17 protein-coding genes are annotated in these 17,374 nt (G+C 67.7%); 6 read left to right on the forward strand and 11 right to left on the reverse strand.

Translation table 11 applies throughout. The features are described 5' to 3' along the window. Positions 1-121: 121 nt before the first annotated feature. From H8R02_RS09305 to H8R02_RS09315, 3 genes are all read right to left on the reverse strand, one after another. Positions 122-2,206 (reverse strand): DUF6531 domain-containing protein, encoded by a 2,085-nt coding sequence (locus H8R02_RS09305; protein WP_187081131.1) that lies wholly within the window; start codon positions 2,204-2,206, stop codon positions 122-124. Between the two features lie 99 nt (positions 2,207-2,305). Further along, the gene (locus tag H8R02_RS09310; RefSeq protein WP_187081132.1) at positions 2,306-3,226 is read right to left on the reverse strand and encodes a recombination-associated protein RdgC; all 921 of its coding nucleotides are present in this window, start codon (positions 3,224-3,226) and stop codon (positions 2,306-2,308) included. 27 nt (positions 3,227-3,253) lie between these two features. Beyond that, on the reverse strand, positions 3,254-4,447 hold the full coding sequence (locus H8R02_RS09315) for an alpha/beta hydrolase family protein (RefSeq protein WP_187081133.1): 1,194 nt from the start codon (positions 4,445-4,447) through the stop codon (positions 3,254-3,256). A gap of 110 nt (positions 4,448-4,557) precedes the next feature. Between H8R02_RS09315 and H8R02_RS09320 the strand changes: the two genes are divergently transcribed. Next, positions 4,558-4,860 (forward strand): hypothetical protein, encoded by a 303-nt coding sequence (locus tag H8R02_RS09320; RefSeq protein ID WP_187081134.1) that lies wholly within the window; start codon positions 4,558-4,560, stop codon positions 4,858-4,860. A 39-nt stretch (positions 4,861-4,899) separates the two neighbouring features. On the opposite strand, the gene H8R02_RS09325 is transcribed toward H8R02_RS09320, so the two are convergent. Beyond that, complete coding sequence (locus H8R02_RS09325; protein ID WP_187081135.1) at positions 4,900-5,679, reverse strand: S1C family serine protease; 780 nt, start codon at positions 5,677-5,679, stop codon at positions 4,900-4,902. A 129-nt stretch (positions 5,680-5,808) separates the two neighbouring features. On the opposite strand from H8R02_RS09325, the gene H8R02_RS09330 reads away from it, so the two are divergent. The 5 genes from H8R02_RS09330 (at position 5,809) to H8R02_RS09350 (ending at position 10,767) form a co-directional block, all read left to right on the forward strand. Continuing rightward, positions 5,809-6,576: an enoyl-CoA hydratase/isomerase family protein gene (locus H8R02_RS09330; RefSeq protein ID WP_187081575.1), complete on the forward strand. Its 768-nt coding sequence runs from the start codon at positions 5,809-5,811 to the stop codon at positions 6,574-6,576. Positions 6,577-6,644: 68 nt separating this feature from the next. Further along, positions 6,645-8,171, forward strand: a complete 1,527-nt coding sequence (locus H8R02_RS09335) for an AMP-binding protein (protein WP_187081136.1) — start codon at positions 6,645-6,647, stop codon at positions 8,169-8,171. Continuing rightward, positions 8,171-9,136 carry a Bug family tripartite tricarboxylate transporter substrate binding protein gene (locus H8R02_RS09340; protein WP_255429262.1) on the forward strand — a complete coding sequence of 322 codons (966 nt, stop codon included), beginning with the start codon at positions 8,171-8,173 and terminating at the stop codon, positions 9,134-9,136. Before H8R02_RS09335 ends, H8R02_RS09340 begins: the two co-directional genes overlap by 1 nt. Further along, the gene (locus H8R02_RS09345; protein ID WP_187081138.1) at positions 9,136-9,921 is read left to right on the forward strand and encodes an enoyl-CoA hydratase/isomerase family protein; all 786 of its coding nucleotides are present in this window, start codon (positions 9,136-9,138) and stop codon (positions 9,919-9,921) included. Before H8R02_RS09340 ends, H8R02_RS09345 begins: the two co-directional genes overlap by 1 nt. A gap of 9 nt (positions 9,922-9,930) precedes the next feature. Next, positions 9,931-10,767, forward strand: a complete 837-nt coding sequence (locus H8R02_RS09350) for an IclR family transcriptional regulator (RefSeq protein WP_255429263.1) — start codon at positions 9,931-9,933, stop codon at positions 10,765-10,767. On the opposite strand, the gene H8R02_RS09355 is transcribed toward H8R02_RS09350, so the two are convergent. Genes H8R02_RS09355 through H8R02_RS09385 form a run of 7 tightly spaced genes read right to left on the reverse strand, consistent with a single transcriptional unit; the run spans position 10,712 to position 17,372 of the window. After that, entirely contained in the window at positions 10,712-11,149 is a 438-nt protein-coding gene (locus H8R02_RS09355) for a DUF1810 domain-containing protein (RefSeq protein WP_187081139.1), read from the reverse strand. The two genes, H8R02_RS09350 and H8R02_RS09355, sit on opposite strands and share 56 nt — an antisense overlap. After that, entirely contained in the window at positions 11,146-11,985 is an 840-nt protein-coding gene (locus H8R02_RS09360; RefSeq protein WP_187081140.1) for a 5'-3' exonuclease, read from the reverse strand. Before H8R02_RS09360 ends, H8R02_RS09355 begins: the two co-directional genes overlap by 4 nt. Positions 11,986-11,997: 12 nt before the next feature. Further along, entirely contained in the window at positions 11,998-12,927 is a 930-nt protein-coding gene (locus H8R02_RS09365) for a formylglycine-generating enzyme family protein (RefSeq protein ID WP_187081141.1), read from the reverse strand. Positions 12,928-12,945: 18 nt separating this feature from the next. Beyond that, on the reverse strand, positions 12,946-14,586 hold the full coding sequence (locus H8R02_RS09370; RefSeq protein WP_187081142.1) for an arylsulfatase: 1,641 nt from the start codon (positions 14,584-14,586) through the stop codon (positions 12,946-12,948). A gap of 19 nt (positions 14,587-14,605) precedes the next feature. After that, positions 14,606-15,652 carry an ABC transporter ATP-binding protein gene (locus tag H8R02_RS09375; protein WP_187081143.1) on the reverse strand — a complete coding sequence of 349 codons (1,047 nt, stop codon included), beginning with the start codon at positions 15,650-15,652 and terminating at the stop codon, positions 14,606-14,608. After that, positions 15,649-16,473 (reverse strand): carbohydrate ABC transporter permease, encoded by an 825-nt coding sequence (locus H8R02_RS09380; RefSeq protein ID WP_187081144.1) that lies wholly within the window; start codon positions 16,471-16,473, stop codon positions 15,649-15,651. Before H8R02_RS09380 ends, H8R02_RS09375 begins: the two co-directional genes overlap by 4 nt. After that, positions 16,470-17,372 (reverse strand): carbohydrate ABC transporter permease, encoded by a 903-nt coding sequence (locus H8R02_RS09385; protein WP_187081145.1) that lies wholly within the window; start codon positions 17,370-17,372, stop codon positions 16,470-16,472. Before H8R02_RS09385 ends, H8R02_RS09380 begins: the two co-directional genes overlap by 4 nt. Positions 17,373-17,374 lie beyond the last annotated feature (2 nt).

A 17,374-nucleotide genomic window follows, 5' to 3' on the forward strand; every position in this document is an offset into this window, starting at 1 on the left:
GTGCGGCGGGTGCGCCGCGCCGATTTCTTTGCCATCGAAAACTCCTGTCGCCAGCCTTCCACGGCCGGCATCATGCACGGAGTTTCCACTGAAGACGCTGTTCAGATTTCCGGAGCCACTTCTAACCGAGGTTGAATTCGACACTTGGGCTTGTGCGCCACTGGAGGAGTCGCCCGCTGGGCGCTGTACTCGATGCGAGTACGCCACTCGGCTTGTTATCGCCAAAGCCGCTGTAGGGCCACTGCCACACGACCTGTCGCGCACTGTCGGTGATTTGTCTCGGGGTACCGAGGTGATCGCCTTGAATCGCGTACAGCTTTCCGTTGCGATACATGGCGACAGGAACGGCCGAACCGTCGTCGGCCGGCAACCAGACGTATTCAGCGCTTCCCTTTCCGTTCGCACTGCCATTGTTGAATTCACCCATGAGCGCCCAAGGTGGAATGGCACCGTCACCGTAAAGGTACACCGTCCCGAGACTCACCTTGGACTTTGCCTGCGTAAAGAGCCATCCGAAGTTTTTCCGCAGCCAATTGACGAAGCTATTGCCGAGATCATCCTCGTTCGGCAACGTCTGCAGCACCTCAGGCTCGCTCTTGAACACGCGTTGTCCAAGCCCGTTGTGCAGGTATCGGACAGCCGCGGCTTCTCCATCCTTCTGGATTTGAATTTGCGAGAGGCGGCCCATGTCGTCGTAGGCGTAGTTGCCCCAGCGCTGGCCGCGCTCGTCGACGAGGCCTGTGACTGCGTTCGGCCAGCGGGTGTCCTCATAGAGGTAGGAGCGGCTCGTGCCCATGCTGTGCGTCGCCTGCGCAAGGCGTGCGGCGCCGTCGAAGCCAAAAGACACGCTGTTGCCGTCCGCGCCCACGACACGAGCAAGCCGGCCAGCCGCGTCCCACTGGAATGTCATCGACCGCCCGAACGCATTGCTCACGCGCGCAAGCTGGCCGCCGGAGTATGCGTACGTGTAGGCCCAACCGTTGCTGGCACGCATTGCAAGCAGGCGGCCCGAGGATTTCTCGAACTCGTAAACGGTTTCGTCGTGCAGGCGCCTGAGGACGATACGGTCGCCCTCGTCGGTCATCGTGTCCGCATTGCCGTCGGCCTGCCAAGTGGCAGGCGCTGAGGTCGCTACAGCTGGCGGCGGGCAGTCCACGCCGGAGGGGCAAGACCAGTTCGCGCCGGTTCCCGGGGGTACGGCTGCACTGCGGAAGCGGCTGGATGTGCCGTCACCGAAGAGGACCGTGCGCCACTCCGTCCCCAGCGCCACGCGGTGCGCATGGTTATGGCTCCAGTGCGTGCCCACTCCTGCGCTGGGCAACTCGTCCCACCGGCTGGCGTAATGGCGCGTGAACTCCAGCGGATGCAGCGCCGCATCCTGCAGGTCCGACTCTTCCAGCAGCTTGGTCCCGCTCGTGAGCTCGATCGGGAATTCGGTGCGATGGCACATCTGCGCCTGCAGCGCAGGCCTGCCGAGCACCGTCATCTTGACCAAAGCGCGGTTCGTGCAGCCTTCGCAGGCGATGGACAGCACCGCCTCGCGTGTTGCGCCCACCAAGTCCCACGTCGACGAATATTTGATGCGCACCTCCCCGTTCGCATCCGTATACGGGGTGCCCTCGAAAGTGAAACCGCCGAAGTTGCCCGCATGCGGGTACAGCAGCACCATCACCCCAGCCTTGGGCGTGCCCTGCATCACCTTGGCCGTGAAGACCACCGGCCCATCCCCAACCTTGATGGTCCTGCCGCCTTGCGACGCCACCGTGCGCGGCGTAGGCGTCGTGCAACTGACCCCATCCGTCGTGAAGTACGGGTCGTCGCAGGTGCACACGGGGTACTGCCCCCAGGTCGTGTAGCTGAGCGTCGCGTTCGCCGGGCACGAGATGTCGCCGCGCTCCGGGTACAGCCCGCTCAGGGTCGCCTTGTACCCGTCGGTGTACTCGCAGTACTGGTTGCCCGACATCGACACGTAGATGCCCTGGAAGGTGCGCGTGCCGCTGTACTTGATGCACGCGGCTTCCTTGGTGCAACTCGCTGTAAAACGTTGCGACGCCGCCCACCAGGACGCGGGGCATTTCGAAAGAATCTCCACTTGCCCGGACGCATGCGCCGGCAGCGAAGGCAAGAAGAAAAACGCAGCTGCAAGAAGCGCAGCCACGGTACTGCTCATGAACGCGCGGATGCGCGCCAGAAGCATCGTCGGCATCGGTAGGTCCCCCCTCGGTTTCGATCCGGGTGGGACCTTAGCGGCGCTCGGGCCGGTTGTGAACAGCTACGACGCCACTTCAGACGTTCGTATGCGGCTCTATTTCTCCCCGCCCAATGCCTCCAGCAGGTCCGGCAGCAGCCCCGCCAGTTCGCCCGTGAGGATGGACGCATCGGCGTCGAAGCCGTCTTCGTCCTTGCCCGGCTTGTCCACGCCTTCCATCACCACGTCGAGCAGCTTCATACGGCGCACCTGCCCCGTCTCGTTCAGCACGAAGGACACACGGTCGTTCCATGTCATCGCAAGCTGCGTGGGCACCTTGCCGGCCGCGATGTGCTGCGCGACCTCGTCGATGTCCAGCGTATGGCGCGAGTAGCGCACGCTCGACTTCTGTTCGTCGGGTGTCTTCAGCTCGCAGTCGCGGTCGATGCTGAAGTTGTACGGCGCCTCGCGCGTGCTGAGCCAGTGCGCCATCGCCGACGTGGGCGACAGCTCGGTCTGCGTGAGCTGCAGGTCGAGCGAGGGTCCCGCGCCCGGCACTTCCAGCAGCGACGCGAGCAGCGCGGACACGATGCGGTCCGCGCCCGCGAGGCTGCCGCTGTCGACAACCAGCAGCTTCTGCTTCGGCGCGAGCCAGAGCAAGGTTTTCGACCGCTTGGTGAACGCGCGCGGCAGCAGGTCCAGCAGGACCTCCTCCTTGAATTCCTTCTTGAGTTTCGCGCCGACGCGCTCGAAGCCGGTCTCGGCCTTGTAGCGTTCGATCTTCTCTTCGACGGCGGACTTCACGGCCGACGCGGGCACGGCACGCTTCTCCGTGCAGAGCTTCAGGATCAGCTGGCCGGAGACGAGCTCGGCAAGTTGCGTGTGCTTCGCGCCGCGTGGCGGCACCCATCCGCTGGACTCGGCCTGCGTGGGGCCGCAGGGGACGAAGCGGGTTTTCTGCAGGGCCTTTTCGAGGGCGGGCAGCGGCGGCATTTCGAAGCCGTCCGCGATGCGGAAGTAGCAGGCGTTCTTGAACATGAGGGGCGCATTCTAGGGGGCGCCGATTCAGAGATCCCTTGCCAAGCTCCCGAACCGCTCCAGCACGAACCGCCAATACGGCAGCACGCATTGCGAATGCCCCGCGGGCTGCGCCACGCACTCGGTCAACGTGACGCGATTGCCGGCGCCGCGCGCCTGCATCGCCCGCAGCGTGTTGACCGCGCTCACGAAGGGCACGGTGCGGTCGTCGCGGCCGTGGAACAGGTCCAGCGGAACCTGCGGCGCCCAGTCGTACACGCTGCTCGAAGCGGCGATGGCGGCCGTGTCGTCGTTGAGGTAGTTGTCGAGGAAGGTCGGCGAGAAGTTGACGTTGACGGCGTCGCCGACGAGCAGGAAGAGCAGCAGGTCGCGCGCATGCTTGCGGTCGGCAGCGCCCAGCAGGCGCAGGAAGCCCGGGTTGAGCAACTGGCCGAGCGGTGCATAGTCCTGCCGCATGATGGCCAGCAGCTGGTCCAGCGCCGCTTGCACGTCATAGGGCCCGGCACCAGCGATCACGCGCACCAGCTCGTCGCGATGCGTAGACGTGCCGGCCTGCAGCGCGCGATGCGTGGCCACGGTAACGTAGCCGCCCTCGGAGTAGCCGGTCAGGAACAACTGCTTGTTGTCCTGCACCTTCTGCGTCTCGCGCCAGTACTTCGCCGCGGTGAGGAAGTCGACGACCGCGGCCGCGGACGGCGCCGACATCAGGTACGGGTGGGGCGCGGTTGCGGACACGCCGTATCCCACGTAATCCGCCGCCTCGACGATGTAACCGAGCGATGCGAGCACGACGTGCGGCTCCCCCAGGTCGGTGATGCTGCTGGGCGCGTCGGCCTGGGTCTTGATGGTGGCGTGCTGGTAGCCGAGCACGGGGCTCGGGGCATTGGCCGGCTTCTGCGGGATCCCGACGAAACCGGACGCCTGGATCGGGCGGCCCGCGCCGTCGACGGTGAGGTACGTGACCCGCCAGGCGTCGACGGCATATCTGGGCGTGGCGAGGAAGGCGGCGTCGCCGGCCTGCGCGAGCGCCGCACGGATTTCCGCCGGGGTGATCGTTTTCAACCGGTCGGCCCCGATGAACTGCCCCCTGCCCTCGGCATTGAGCGGTGCCGGCGGCGTGACCGCGGCGACCGGCGCGGGGTCCTTGGCGCTGTCGCCGCCGCCGCCGCACGCGGCCAGAAGGAGTGCCAGGGCGGCGGCCGGGAAAATGGTGTACTTCACGGAAAGGTCCTGCGGTGCGCCGCGGCAGCGAACTGCTCAGCCACCGCGCGCGTGCAAAGTCTAGTGAAGCTGCGTTTCCCGAATGTGAAGCAGGGTGAGAATGCGAAGCCATGGACCGCATCCCCACCCTCATTGCGCTGCACCCCCGGCGCTCCATCGTCATCGGCAAGGCTGTCCTGCTGGTGGGTGCCGTGATGGTCCTTTGCGCCGTGTTCGCGCGGTCCAGCCTGGCCGGCCTCAACGAGGAGCGGGCGCGTGCCGGGTTGTCCGCGCTGCGGACCCTGGCCGAGGCCTTCCCCGCCTACCCGACATGGTTCGTGCCCGAAACCGTACTTGGCTTCGGCATCGCGGCGGCACTGGTCGTCGCCGGGACGACCTTGGTGACGCTCGGCGAGAAGGCGGCGAAGCGGTGATCGGCAATCGACGAGACGGATCCTCTCCGCCGTCGACATTCACCCGCCGATGCGCGCCCAATCGAGGCCGTTGAGCCAGTCGACCAGCGTTTCCGAAGGGATCGCGATCCCGCGCACGCCGGCGAACCCGCCGGTCGCCATGCACGACACCATGCCGACCACCTGCCCCTGCGCGTTGAAAAGCGGGCCGCCCGAGTTGCCGTTGGCGACGTCGGCCGCGACGACGACGGCGTCACGCGTGTTGGCAGGCGCGCCGCACGGGATGCCCACGGGCGCGTGCTCCACGTAGTTGCCGCCGACATAGACGAAGCCCTGCTGCAGGCGGTTGCCGATGGCGAACACGGCGTTGCCGGGGCGCAGCTCGTGCGAGCGGCCCATGGGCAGTCCTTGCGGCGAGCTCGCGGCCGCCACGCGAACGAGCGCGGCGTCCACGGACGCGTCCCACGCGACGACGGTGCCGTTGAACGAGCGGCCGTCGGTGAGCACGACCGGCATCGGGTAGGCCTGCGTATTGCCATTGAGGTACGGGCTGGCAACGTGCCAGTTGGTGAGGATGAGGTTGGGCCGCACGAAGAAGCCGGAGGCACCGCCGATGAGGACCGCCTGCGCGACGACCGCCGTGGCGACCGGTGAATTGGGCGCCGGCGGCACCTGGTTCGCGGGCGGGAACTGGTACTGGAAGGGGGATTGCGGCGTCGACTGCTGCGGCGCCGGGATGTTGATCGTGAGCGAGCCCTCTTCCGAACCACCCCCGCAGCCTCCGGCGAGTGCGAGCACCACGATGCACGCCGCCGCGGCGCGCCAGGACCTTCGAGCCATTCTTCCCTCCGTCGTTGATCGGTCCGGCGGAGGTTATCCGGGGGTCGGCCGTTCGCGCCCCCTACTTTCGGCTTGCCAGGCGGCGGCGAATCTACTAGATTTCGATACAATATCAACTATTGGATAGTAATAGTGTCTGCCGTCCTTCTCGAACGCCGCGAGCGCGTGGGCCTCATCACGCTCAACAAGCCGGCCAAACTGAACGCCTGGGACAAGCCCATGCGCGACCTGATCGTCGACGCGCTGCGCGGCTACGACAAGGACCCCGCGATCGGCGCCGTGGTCATGACCGGCACCGGCGAGCGCGCCTTCTCGGCCGGGCAGGACTTCGCGGAGGCGCACGACTTCGACGCGGACGCCGCCGAAGCGTGGATCCGCGAATGGGAAGCCTTCTACGGCACCTTGCGCCGGCTCACGAAACCCATCGTGATGGCGCTCAATGGCACCGCGGCGGGCTCCGCCTTCCAGGTGGCGCTGCTGGGCGACATCCGCGTGGCGCACGCCGACGTGAAGATGGGCCAGCCGGAGATCAACTCCGGCATCGCCAGCATCACGGGCCCGTGGATCATGAAGGAGATCCTCGGCATGTCGCGCACGGTGGAGCTCACGTTGACGGGCCGCATGATGAACGCGGACGAGTGCGAGCGCATCGGCATCGTGCACCACATCGTCCCGCGCGAGCAGGTGCTGCCGAAGGCGCTCGAGATCGCGAACGAGCTGGCCGCGAAGGCGCCGCTTGCGATGCGCCTGGACCGCGCGTGGTTCGCCGACATGACCGAAGCCGGCTTCCGCCAGACGATCGACGCGGCGATCCAGTCGCACCGCGAGTCCTACGGGTCGGGTGAACCGGCGCGCAAGATGGAAGACTTCATGGCCGCGCGAGGGCACGCGCTGTGAGCCGCCGGGCCGCTCCCAAGGCGAATACCGGAGCGCGCAGCGCGCAGGTTTCCGAATGCGCGATCGAGATGCCACCCGTGACGGACGAGACGCTGCGCGAGACGATGGACCGGCGCGCTCGCGAGGAGCCGGGCCGCGTGTTCCTCAGGTTCCAGGACCGCAGTTGGACCTTCGGCGAGATCGACGCACTGGTCAACCGCGTGGCGAATGGCCTGCTGGCGCGCGGGCTTCGGCCGGGTGACCGCGTCGCGCTGATGCTGCCGAGCCATCCGGACCACCTCATTGCCATCCTCGCGCTCGCGAAGGTGGGCCTGGTGCGCGTGCCGATCAACACGGCGTTCAAGGGCGCTTCGCTGCAGCACCCGTTCGACGCGTTCTCGCCGCGGGCCTTGATCGCGGACGCACCGTACCGCGAAGTCCTGGACGAAGTGCGGACGCGCGTGGAGCAGACGATCTGGCGCGGACCCGGCGAAGACGGCTTCGCATCGCTGCTCGCGCATGCAGACGCGTCGCCGCCGAAAGTGGCACCGAAAGCCGACGACATCGTCGCCCTCACGCCCAGCTCCGGCACCACCGGCGCCCCCAAGGGCGTCATCAAGTCGGACCGCACGATGCGAGCAGGCCCGATGGGCACGTTGATGCTGACCGGCGCGCAACCGGGCGACGTGTTCCTGCTGTGGGAGTCGCTGCACCATGGCGCGGGGGTGGCCGTAGTGATCGCCGCCGTGCTCGGCAAGCTCACGCTCGCGATGGTGGAGAAATTCAGCGCGTCGCTGTTCTGGGACCACTGCCGCCAGTACGGCGTCACGCACATCCACTATCTCGGCGGCGTGCTGCCGATGCTGCTCAAGCAGCCACCCCGGCCCGACGACCGCGACCACAAGGTGCGCATTGCCTGGGGCGGCGGTTGCCCGCCCGAGGTGTGGGACCCGTTCGTGCAGCGCTTCGGCGTGGAGATGCGCGAGGGCTACGGCCTGTCGGAGATGATCACCTTCGTCACCGTCAATCCGAAGGGCCCGAAGTTCTCGGTGGGCTTGCCGCTGTCGTACTTCGACGTGATGCTCGCCGACGACGAGGGCAAGGAGGTGCCCGTGGGCCAGCCCGGCGAGATCCGCGTGCGGGCCAGGGTGCCCGGCCTGCATTTCCTCGGCTACTTCCGCAACGAGGAAGCCACGCGCAACGCGATGGCGGGCGAGTGGTTCTGCAGCGGCGACCTCGCGAAGCGCGACGAACAGGGCTTCCTCTACTTCGCCGGCCGCAAGAAGGACACCGTGCGCCGCCGCGGCATCAACATCAGCGCGTGGGAAGTGGAACGCGTGATCGGCGAGCACGAGGCCGTGGCCGAGTGCGCGCTGGTGGGCGTGCCCAGCGAGCTGGGCGACGAGGAGCTCAAGCTTTTCGTGCGCGTGGCCGAGGGCAAGGCACTCGCGCCGGCCGAGCTCGTGGCGTGGTGCAAGCCGCGCATGCCGCACTTCCAGGTGCCGCGTTACGTGGCGTTGATCGACGAGTTCCCGAAGACGCCGACGCAACGCATCCGCAAGAACGAACTTTCCCGCAGCGTGCAAGGCGTCTGGGACGCCGAACGGAGCCAATGATGATGAAGAAGTACCTCGTCGCCGCCACCGCGGCCCTCGTTTGCGTCGCCGCCGGTGCGCAGGAATACCCCAGCAAGCAGGTGACCATGATCGTCGGCTACCCTGCCGGCGGCGCCGTCGACGCGGTCGGCCGCTTGATCGCACAGCGCCTGACGGATGCACTCGGCAAGCCCGTCGTCGTGGACAACAAGGCCGGCGCCTCCGGCAGCATCGGCGCGCAGTTCGTTGCGAAGGCACCGGCCGATGGCCACACGCTGCTCGTGGCGCCTCTCACCAGCTACGCGATGAACGCGACGCTGTTCCCCGCCACCACCGGCTACCACCTCGACAAGGACTTCGCGCCGGTGTCGCTGGTGGGCTACCTGCCCTTGGTGCTGGTCGTGAACGAAGGCGTGTCCGCTTCCTCCGCGAAGGACCTCGTGTCGATGGCGAAGGCCAAGCCCGCCTCGCTGAACTACGCGTCTTCGGGCAACGGCTCCATCGAGCACGTCGCCGGCGAGATGTTCAAGCGGCAGGCGGGCGTGAGCCTGCTGCACATCCCGTATCGCGGCGCGGCGCCGGCGATGACGGACCTGATGAGCGGGCAGGTTCAGGTGATGTTCGCCACCACGGCGACCGCTGTCGCGAACCTGAAGACGGGCAAGATCAAGCCGCTGATGGTGGCGACGCCGCAGCGCATTTCCGCTTTGCCCGACGTGCCGACCGCGCGTGAAGCCGGGCTCCCCGGCTTCGAGGTCGCGTCCACGTACGCTGTGCTCGCACCTGCGGGCACACCACCCGCGGTGGTCAGGCGATTGAACCAGGAGGTCGCGAAGATCATCCAGAATCCCGAGGTGCGCACGCGCTTCCAGACCCTGGGCATCGAAGCGATGACTTCCACGCCGGAGGAGGCCACCACGCGCGTGGCGGGCGAGCTGAGCAAGTGGGGCAAGGCGATCAAGGACGCCAACATCAAGGCGGAGTGATGGCTGCAAGCGAGATCCTCGTCACGCGGCCGCAGCCCGGCTGCGCCGTGGTGACGATCGACCGGCCGCACCGGCGCAATGCTTGCGACTTCGCGGCGTGGACCGACTTGAAGTCGGCGTTCGAGACGCTGGGCGCGGATACGGAGACGAAACTGATCGTGCTGACCGGCGCGGGCGGGCACTTCTGCGCGGGCGACGACATCGTCGCGTTCTCCGAGGCGCGCAGCGACGTCGCGTTCGCGCAGGTGTGGCGTGACCGCATCCAGGCGTGCTATGCCGCCGTGCAGGCGACGCCCAAGCCGGTGATCGCCGCCATCAGCGGCGTGAGCGTGGGCGGCGGCTGCAGCCTTGCGATGTGCTGCGACTTCCGCGTTGGCGATGCGAGTGCGCGTATCGGCGTGCCCGTTGCGAAGCTCGGGCTGGTGTATCCGACGATCCAGCTGCAAAGGCTCGCGTGGCTGATCGGGGCTTCGAACGCCCGCAAATGGATTTACGAAGCGGGTATCTACGACGCCGCGGAGTCGCACCGCGTTGGCTTCCTCGATGCGTTGTGCGAAGGCGATGCCGTCGAAGCCGCTCTCCGATTCGGCGCCGCCATGGCCGAGACCGCGCCGCTGTCCATCGCGGGCTCGAAGGCGCAACTCAATGCCATCCTTGCCGGCCAGGTGGAGCCGCGCCGTGCCGAGCTCGACGCGATGGTCAGGCGGGCCGACGAGAGCGAGGACTTCCGCGAGGCGGCGCGTGCCTTCGCGGAAAAGAGGAAGCCGCGCTTCACGGGCCGATAATCCGCGGCCATGTCCACAGCCCGCCGTCCCCGCGCCGCCGCGCCCAAGCCCCCCGAAGAATCGCCGCTGTACGTCCAGTCGGTGGAAAAGGCGATGAAGGTGCTGACGGCGTTCGACGGCAGCAAGCGGCACCTGTCGCTTTCCGAGATCGCCGCCATCACCGAGCTGGACAACAGCGCCGCGCAGCGTTTCACGCACACGCTGTCGGCTCTGGGCTACCTCGTGAAGGACCCGGAGACACGCAAGTACGAGCTCTCGGTGCGCCTGCTGGACTTCACGTACCACTACCTCGCCTCCAGCGAACTCGTGCAGCGCACCGGCCCCGTGCTGCAGAAGCTGGCGCGCGACACCGAGGAGGTCTGCAACCTCACCGTTCCGGACGGCGCGGACATCGTGTTCGTGCTGCGCTACGTCAGCCGCAACGTGATGAACCCGAACGTGATCGTCGGCACGCGCCTGCCCTCCTATTGCACGGCACCGGGGCTCGCGATCCTCTCGACGTGGAGCGACGAGGAAGTCGACGCCGTGCTGGCCGCCAGCCGGCTCGTGAAGCACACGCCGAACACGATCACCGACCCGCGCCGGATCAAGTCGCGGCTGGCGAAGATCCGCGCCGCCGGTTATGCGCATACGCAGGACGAGCTGTATGCGGACGACATCTCCACGGCTGCGCCCATCCTCGATGCGCATGGCCGCGCGATAGGCGCGCTCAACATCGCGGTGTCGCGCGCGCGCTGGGATGAGGCGAAAGACGAGCAGCGCTATGCCACGGTGCTGCGCGAGGCGGCAGCTACCGTGTCGGCGCCGCGCCTGCCGCACCGCGCCCCTGCAGGAGCCCGAGCGTGAGGCCGTCCGGCTCGCCGTCGAAGTAGCGCTCGAGGCAATCGCGGAACACCGGTTGCGCCGGCGCCACGGCATCGAAGAGCGTCAGGGACGAGCGCAGCTTCATCGCGTCGATGCCGCCGAAGATGTCGAGGGCCGAGCGGTCCTTCACGGCGAGCAGGAGTTCGCAGCAGTGGACCAGCCGGGTGCCGAGGACGGGATGCGCGAGATAAGCCTTCGCTTCCTCGGCGTCCGAAAGACCATAGAACTTCGCCGTCCCGCTGCGGCCGAGCGCCGCCAGCTGCGGGAAGATGAACCACATCCAGTGGCTGGTCTTGTGGCCGGCGCGCAGTTCGGCTTGCACGTCATCCCACACCGGCGCCTGCGCCTCGACGAAACGATTCATTCGCCCACTCCACGTTCCATGGCCGCCGCTCGCGCCCGCTCCACGAGCTTCGGCGCGCCGATGCCCTCGGCCCACGCGGCAAAAGCGGCCGTGGGCCCGCGCCATCGCAACTCTTCGACCTTGCGAAACAGCTTCGCATCCGTGCGCAGCGTTGCGAGCCTCTTGAACAATAGCGCGCTCTCCTGCCTGTCGCCAAGCACATTGTCCGGGAAGGACTCGATCGGGCCGTACTGGTTGAGCAGGCGCGCCGCCGTGACTGCGCCGATGCCGGCGATGCCGGGGTAGCCGTCCGCCGCGTCACCGACCAGTGCGAGGTAGTCCGGGATGAGCTCGGGATCCACACCGAACTTCGCGCGGACGTCCGCAGCGGTGCGAACCTTGTTCGCCTTGCGGTCCACCTGCAGCACGCGCTCGCCGCGTACGCATTGGGCGAGGTCCTTGTCGGGCGTCCACAGCAGCACCTTCTCCACGCTCTTGTCGCGCTCGGCAAGGTGCGCAGCGCTCGCGAGCGCGTCGTCCGCTTCGAGCTCCACCATCGGCCACACCGCGACCCCCATCGCCGCCAGCCCCTGCTCCAGCGGAACGAACTGCGCACGCAGCGCCCGCTCGATGCCGGCGCCCGTCTTGTAGCCCGGCCAGAGCCCGTTGCGGAACGATTCGATGACATGGTCCGTCGCCACGCCGACATGCGTCGAGTGGTTCTCGATCAACTGCAGCACGCCGTTGAGCACGCCGACCACGGCACCGAACGGCGGGTCCTCGCCCTTGGTGAATCGCCGCAGGCCGTAGAAATGGCGGAACAGCTCGTACGTGCCGTCGATGAGGTCGATGTTCACGGACGGGATTGTCTACCCGGGCGCGGCCACCACCCGGAAGCCGATGTTGCTGGCCGAACTCTCCGGCGTGTTGGAGCCGCGCGCTGCGACGCGATAGCGGTTGCAGTACGACTCATGGCAAAGGAAGGAGCCGCCCCGCGTCGCGCGGCGGCCGGTCGGTTGCGACTGCACCGGGTTGCTAGCGGCGGTGTTGCGGTGATAGTGCGGGTGGAACCAGTCCTCGCACCACTCCCACACGTTGCCGGCCATGCCGTACAGGCCGAAGCCGTTGGGTTCGTGGCTGGCCGCGGCCATGGTCCCCGGCCGCCAACCCTGCGCCGGCTCGTCCGGGAAGCTGCCCTGCCACACGTTGCAGTGCGCCTCGGGCGGGTCCTCGTCGCCCCACACGTAGCGTGCACCCGGGAGGCTGCCGCGCGCGGCGAACTCCCACTGCGCCTCGGTCGGCAGCCGCACGCCCGCCCACTCGCAGTAGGCCTGCGCGTCGTGCCACGACGCATGCACCACAGGATGGTCCATGCGCTCCCGCACGTGCGAGCCCGGGCCCTCGGGCCGCTGCCAGCACGCGTCGCGCACCTCCAGCCACCACGGCAGGCCGGTGGGCACATGCCGGATCTGCGAGCGCAGCGCGGGCGGCACCTGCAGGTAGAACACGAACGACGACCCCAGCGCTTCCGCCTGCGTGATGTAGCCCGTGTCACGCACGAACGCGGTGAACTGCGCGTTCGTGACGGTCGTGGACGTGATGCTGAAGGGGTCGACGTGCACGGTTCGCGCGGGCCCTTCGCCGTCGTCGGGGAAGCCATCCAGCGAGTCCGTGCCCATGACGAACTCGCCACCTCCCAACGCGACCAGTTCGCCGGCAGTGCCGCGCGTGCGTGGGGTGAAAGCGGCCGCCACGGACGAGCCGTGACGCGCGGGGTTGCAGCAGGGTTTTCCGTTCACGGCAGCGTCACGGCAGCGTCACGGCAGGTAGGGCGCCTTGAAGTCCTCGCGCTCCCAGAACGCCGTGCCGACGTTCTGCTCGCGCAGCAGCTGGTCGATGCGCTCGCGCGGGATCACGCCGCAGCGCGCCGCCCAGGCCTGGTACTGCGCGAGCATGTCCTTCACTCGGTCGGGGTGCTGCGCGGCCACGTCGTTCAGCTCCGTGCGGTCCTGCTCCAGGTCGTACAGCTCCCATGGGTCGGGGTACTTGCGCACCAGCTTCCAGTTGCCGATGCGCACGGCCGCATTGCCCTCGTGCTCCCAGAACATCGGCGGGCGCTGCGGGAGTTCCTTCTGCAGCACGGGCAGCAGGCTGTGGCCCTCCAGCGGTTCGACCTTGTTGCCTTGCCACTGCTCCGGGTACTTCGTGCCGGTCACGTCGAGGATGGTCGCCATGATGTCCGGCAGGTAGCCCGGCGTGTGGCGCACCGCATTGCGCTCGCGGATGCCGTTGGGCCAGTGCGCGATGAGCGGCGTGGAGATGCCGCCCTCGTGGATCCAGTGCTTGTACAGCCGGAACGGCGAGTTGGAGAGGTTGGCCCACGCGCGGCCGTAGCTCTGGTAGGTGTTCTCCGGGCCGGGCATTACCGACGGGTCGTTGCCGAACTGCACCGGCTCGCCCGCGCGCGTGTGCTCCTTCGCGATCATCAGGCGGTTGACGAGCTCGTCCACGGTCAGGTCGTCGGGGATGTCCTCCGCGCACGCACCGTTGTCGGCGAGGAAGATGACGAGCGTGTTGTCCAGCTGGCCTTCGTCCTCCAGCGTCTTCAGGATGCGGCCGATGCCCTGGTCCATGCGGTCGATCTGCGCCGCATACACCTCCATGCAACGCAGCAGCCACTCCTTGTGCTTCGCGTCCAGCCAGGCGGGCTGTGTGGGGTCGCGGTCGGACAGCGGCCAGTCCTTCTTCAGGATGCCGGCCTGCACCAGCCGTGCGAGCCGCTCCTCGCGCAGCCTGTCCCAACCCTTGTCGAAGCGGCCCTTGTACCTGGCGATGTCCTCGTCGTGCGCATGCAGCGGCCAGTGCGGCGCGGTGTAGGCGACGTACTGGAAGAAGGGCTTGTCCGCATGCTGCTTGCGGTGGCGGCGGATCATGTCGACCGCGTTGTCGCTGATCGCGTCGGTGTAGAAGAAGCCCGGCGCGCGCGCTTCGTGCTCGATGTTCTCGTTGCCGCGCGTGAGTGTGTTGGGGTCGTAGAAGCTGCCCGCGCCGATGATGGTGCCGTAGAACTCGTCGAAGCCGCGCTGCATCGGCCAGCTGTCGGTGGGCTGCGTCAGGTTGCCCGCCACGTGCCACTTGCCGCTCAGGTAGCTGCGGTAGCCGCTGGACTTCAACGCCTCCGCAATCGTCACGCAGCGGCGGTTGAGGTTGCCCGCGTAACCCTCCGGTCCCATGTTGTACGTGAGCACGCCGATGCCCGTCTGGTGCGGATGCAGTCCGGTGAGGAGCGACGCGCGGGACGGGCTGCACCGCGCGGTGTTGTAGAACTGCGAGAACCGGATGCCGCCTTGCGCGAGCCGGTCGAGGTTGGGCGTCTGCACCTCGCCGCCGTAGCAGCCCAGGTCGGAGTAGCCCATGTCGTCGTTCAGGATCAGGACGATGTTGGGTTGGGTGGCCATGGCTTGTTGCCTTCCTTCATCAGAGTCGGTTGCCGGTGGCGGCGTCGAACACGTGCGCCGCCGCGGGGTCGAAAGAGAGATGCACCGTTTCGCCTTCGCGCACCGAAGGCAGCTCGCCGGCGCGCAGCTTCACGCGCTGGCCGGCGACGTCCAGGTTGACGATGCTGCTGTCGCCGAAGTCCTCGACGAACTCCACGCGCGCGGGGATGCCGGCGCCGCCCATGCGCAGGTCGCCGGGGCGCACGCCGAGGATGACGTCCTCGAAGCCCTGCACGCCGACGGGCAGCGCCGCATCGCCCACGCGCACCAGCCCGCCATCGAGTCGCGCCGGCAGCAGGTTCATCGGCGGCGTGCCGATGAAAGCCGCGACAGTCGCGGTTGCCGGCTTGCGGAAGATCTCGTGCGGCGTGCCCACCTGCACGATGCGGCCTTCCATGAACACGGCCATGCGGTCGGCGATGGTCATCGCCTCTTCCTGGTCGTGCGTCACGTAGACCGCGGTCACGCCGAGCGAACGCTGAAGGTTGCGCAGCTCGGCACGCGTTTCGAGGCGCAGCTTGGCGTCGAGGTTGGAGAGCGGCTCGTCGAGCAGGAACAAGCGCGGCTGACGCACGATCGCGCGTGCGAGCGCACAACGTTGCTGCTGGCCGCCGGACAGCTGCCCCGGCTTGCGATCGAGCAGGTGCGCGATGGCCACGCGCGAGGCGGCATCGTGCACCGCCTGCTGGACCTGCGCCGGCGGCGTGCCGATCATCTTGAGCGGGAAGCCGATGTTCTGCGCCACCGACATGTGCGGATAAAGCGCGTAGCTCTGGAACACCATGGCCACGTCGCGCGCGCCCGGTTCGGTGGCCGTCACGTCGGCGTTGTCGATCATCACGCGGCCTTCGTCCACGCTTTCGAGCCCCGCCAGGATGCGCAGCGTCGTCGTCTTGCCCGAGCCCGAAGGCCCGAGCAGCGCGAAGAACTCGCCCGGCCGGATGTCGAGGTCGATGCCATGCAGCGCCGTGAACGCGCCGTGGCGCTTCACGATGCCTTCGAGCCGCACGCTTGCGGAACCGGTCATCGCCGCCCCCCGCCCTTCACTGCACCCACCGTCAGTCCTTTCACGATATGCCTTTGCGCCGCGAGCCCGATCAGGATGACCGGCGCCATCGCGAGCATCGCGCCGGCCGCGAGCCGCGCCCATTGCGTCTGCTCCACCGAGATGAAGTTGAACATCGCCACCGTCACCGGCCGCACGCGGTTGCCGCCCAAGACCACGGCGAACAGGAATTCGTTCCACGCGTTGAGGAAGACGAACACCGTCGTCACCGCCATCCCGCCGCGCACCTGCGGCAGGATGACGTACCAGAGCGTGCGCAAGCGGCCCGCGCGGTCCAGCAAGGCGGCCTCTTCCATCTCGTAGGGGATGTCCTCGAAGTACGACACCATCAGCCAGACGGCGAACGGCAGCGAGAACGTGAGGTAGATGGTGGTGAGGCCGCTGTAGCTGTCCAGCAAACCCACTTTCTGCAGCACGAGGTAATAGGGGATGATCAGGCCCACCGGCGGGAGCATCTGCGTGGCGAGCACGTAGAAGCCGCTGGTCTTCTTGCCGGGGTAACGAAGCCTTGCGATGGCATACGCGGCAGGCACCGCGATCAACATCGTGAGCAGCGTCGAGGCCGACGACACGACGATGCTGGAGATCAGGTTGGGCAGGATGGAGGACGTGCCGAACAGCACCTCGCGGTAGTTCGCGAGCGTGGGCTCGAAGAGGATCACCGGCGGGTACGCGAGCACGTCGCGCTCCGTCTTGAACGACGTGAGCAGCCCCCACAGCACCGGGAACACCCACACCGACACCAGCATGCCAGCCAGCGCCCACAGCGCGATCTTCCTCATGCCTTCCTCCGCAGGCGGAACATGAAGAAGGACACGGCGAGCGTGATCGCCAGCAGCACGACAGCGAGAGCCGCGCCGTAGCCGAGGTTGAGCTCGGTGAATGAAGTGCGGTATGCGTACAGGTTGAGGATCTCGGTCGCGGAGCCCGGCCCGCCGCCCGTTGCCGCGAAGATCGCGGCGAAGGCCGACAGCGCGGTCATCATGCGCATGATGACCACCATCATGATCGCGGGGCGGATCAGCGGCAGCGTGATGTGCGTGAATCGTTGCCACGCGCTCGCGCGGTCGAGCCTGGCAGCCTCATAGACATCCGGCGGCAGCGTGGCCAAGGTCGCGAGCAGGACGAGGAAGGCGAACGGCGTCCACTGCCACGTGTGGATCGCGATGACGGAGATGAGCGCGAGCTGCGGGTCGCCCAGCCAGTTGTGGCTGCCGAGGCCCAGTGCGCGTGTGGCCAGATCCACCAGCCCCACGTCCGGCGACAGCACCAGCGTGCGCCAGAACAGCCCCACCACCACCGGCGCCAGAACGATCGGCAGGATCGCGCCGACGCGCAGGATCGCCTGGCCGCGCGGGATCTGCAGCACCAGCAACGCCAACGACAACCCGATCACCACCTGCAGGACCACGGTGCAACCGGTGTAGATCACCGTCAACCACAACGAATTCCAGAACCGCGGGTCGGCGCCCATCGCGAGGAAGTTCGCCACGCCCACGAACCCCTTGAGCCACGGCATGCCCAGGTTGATCTGGTTGAGGCTGGTCCACGCCAGGTAAACCAGCGGCACCGTCGTCGTGAGCAGCAGCACGAGCAACGCCGGCGCCAGCAACGCGAGCGCGAAACGGCGCTCCTGGCGCGCCAGCGTGTCGCGCTGCAGTGCGCGTGGGACCGAAGGCACCG

The sequence above is a fragment of the Ramlibacter albus genome, assembly GCF_014297445.1.
Taxonomy (GTDB): Bacteria; Pseudomonadota; Gammaproteobacteria; order Burkholderiales; family Burkholderiaceae_C; genus Ramlibacter; species Ramlibacter albus.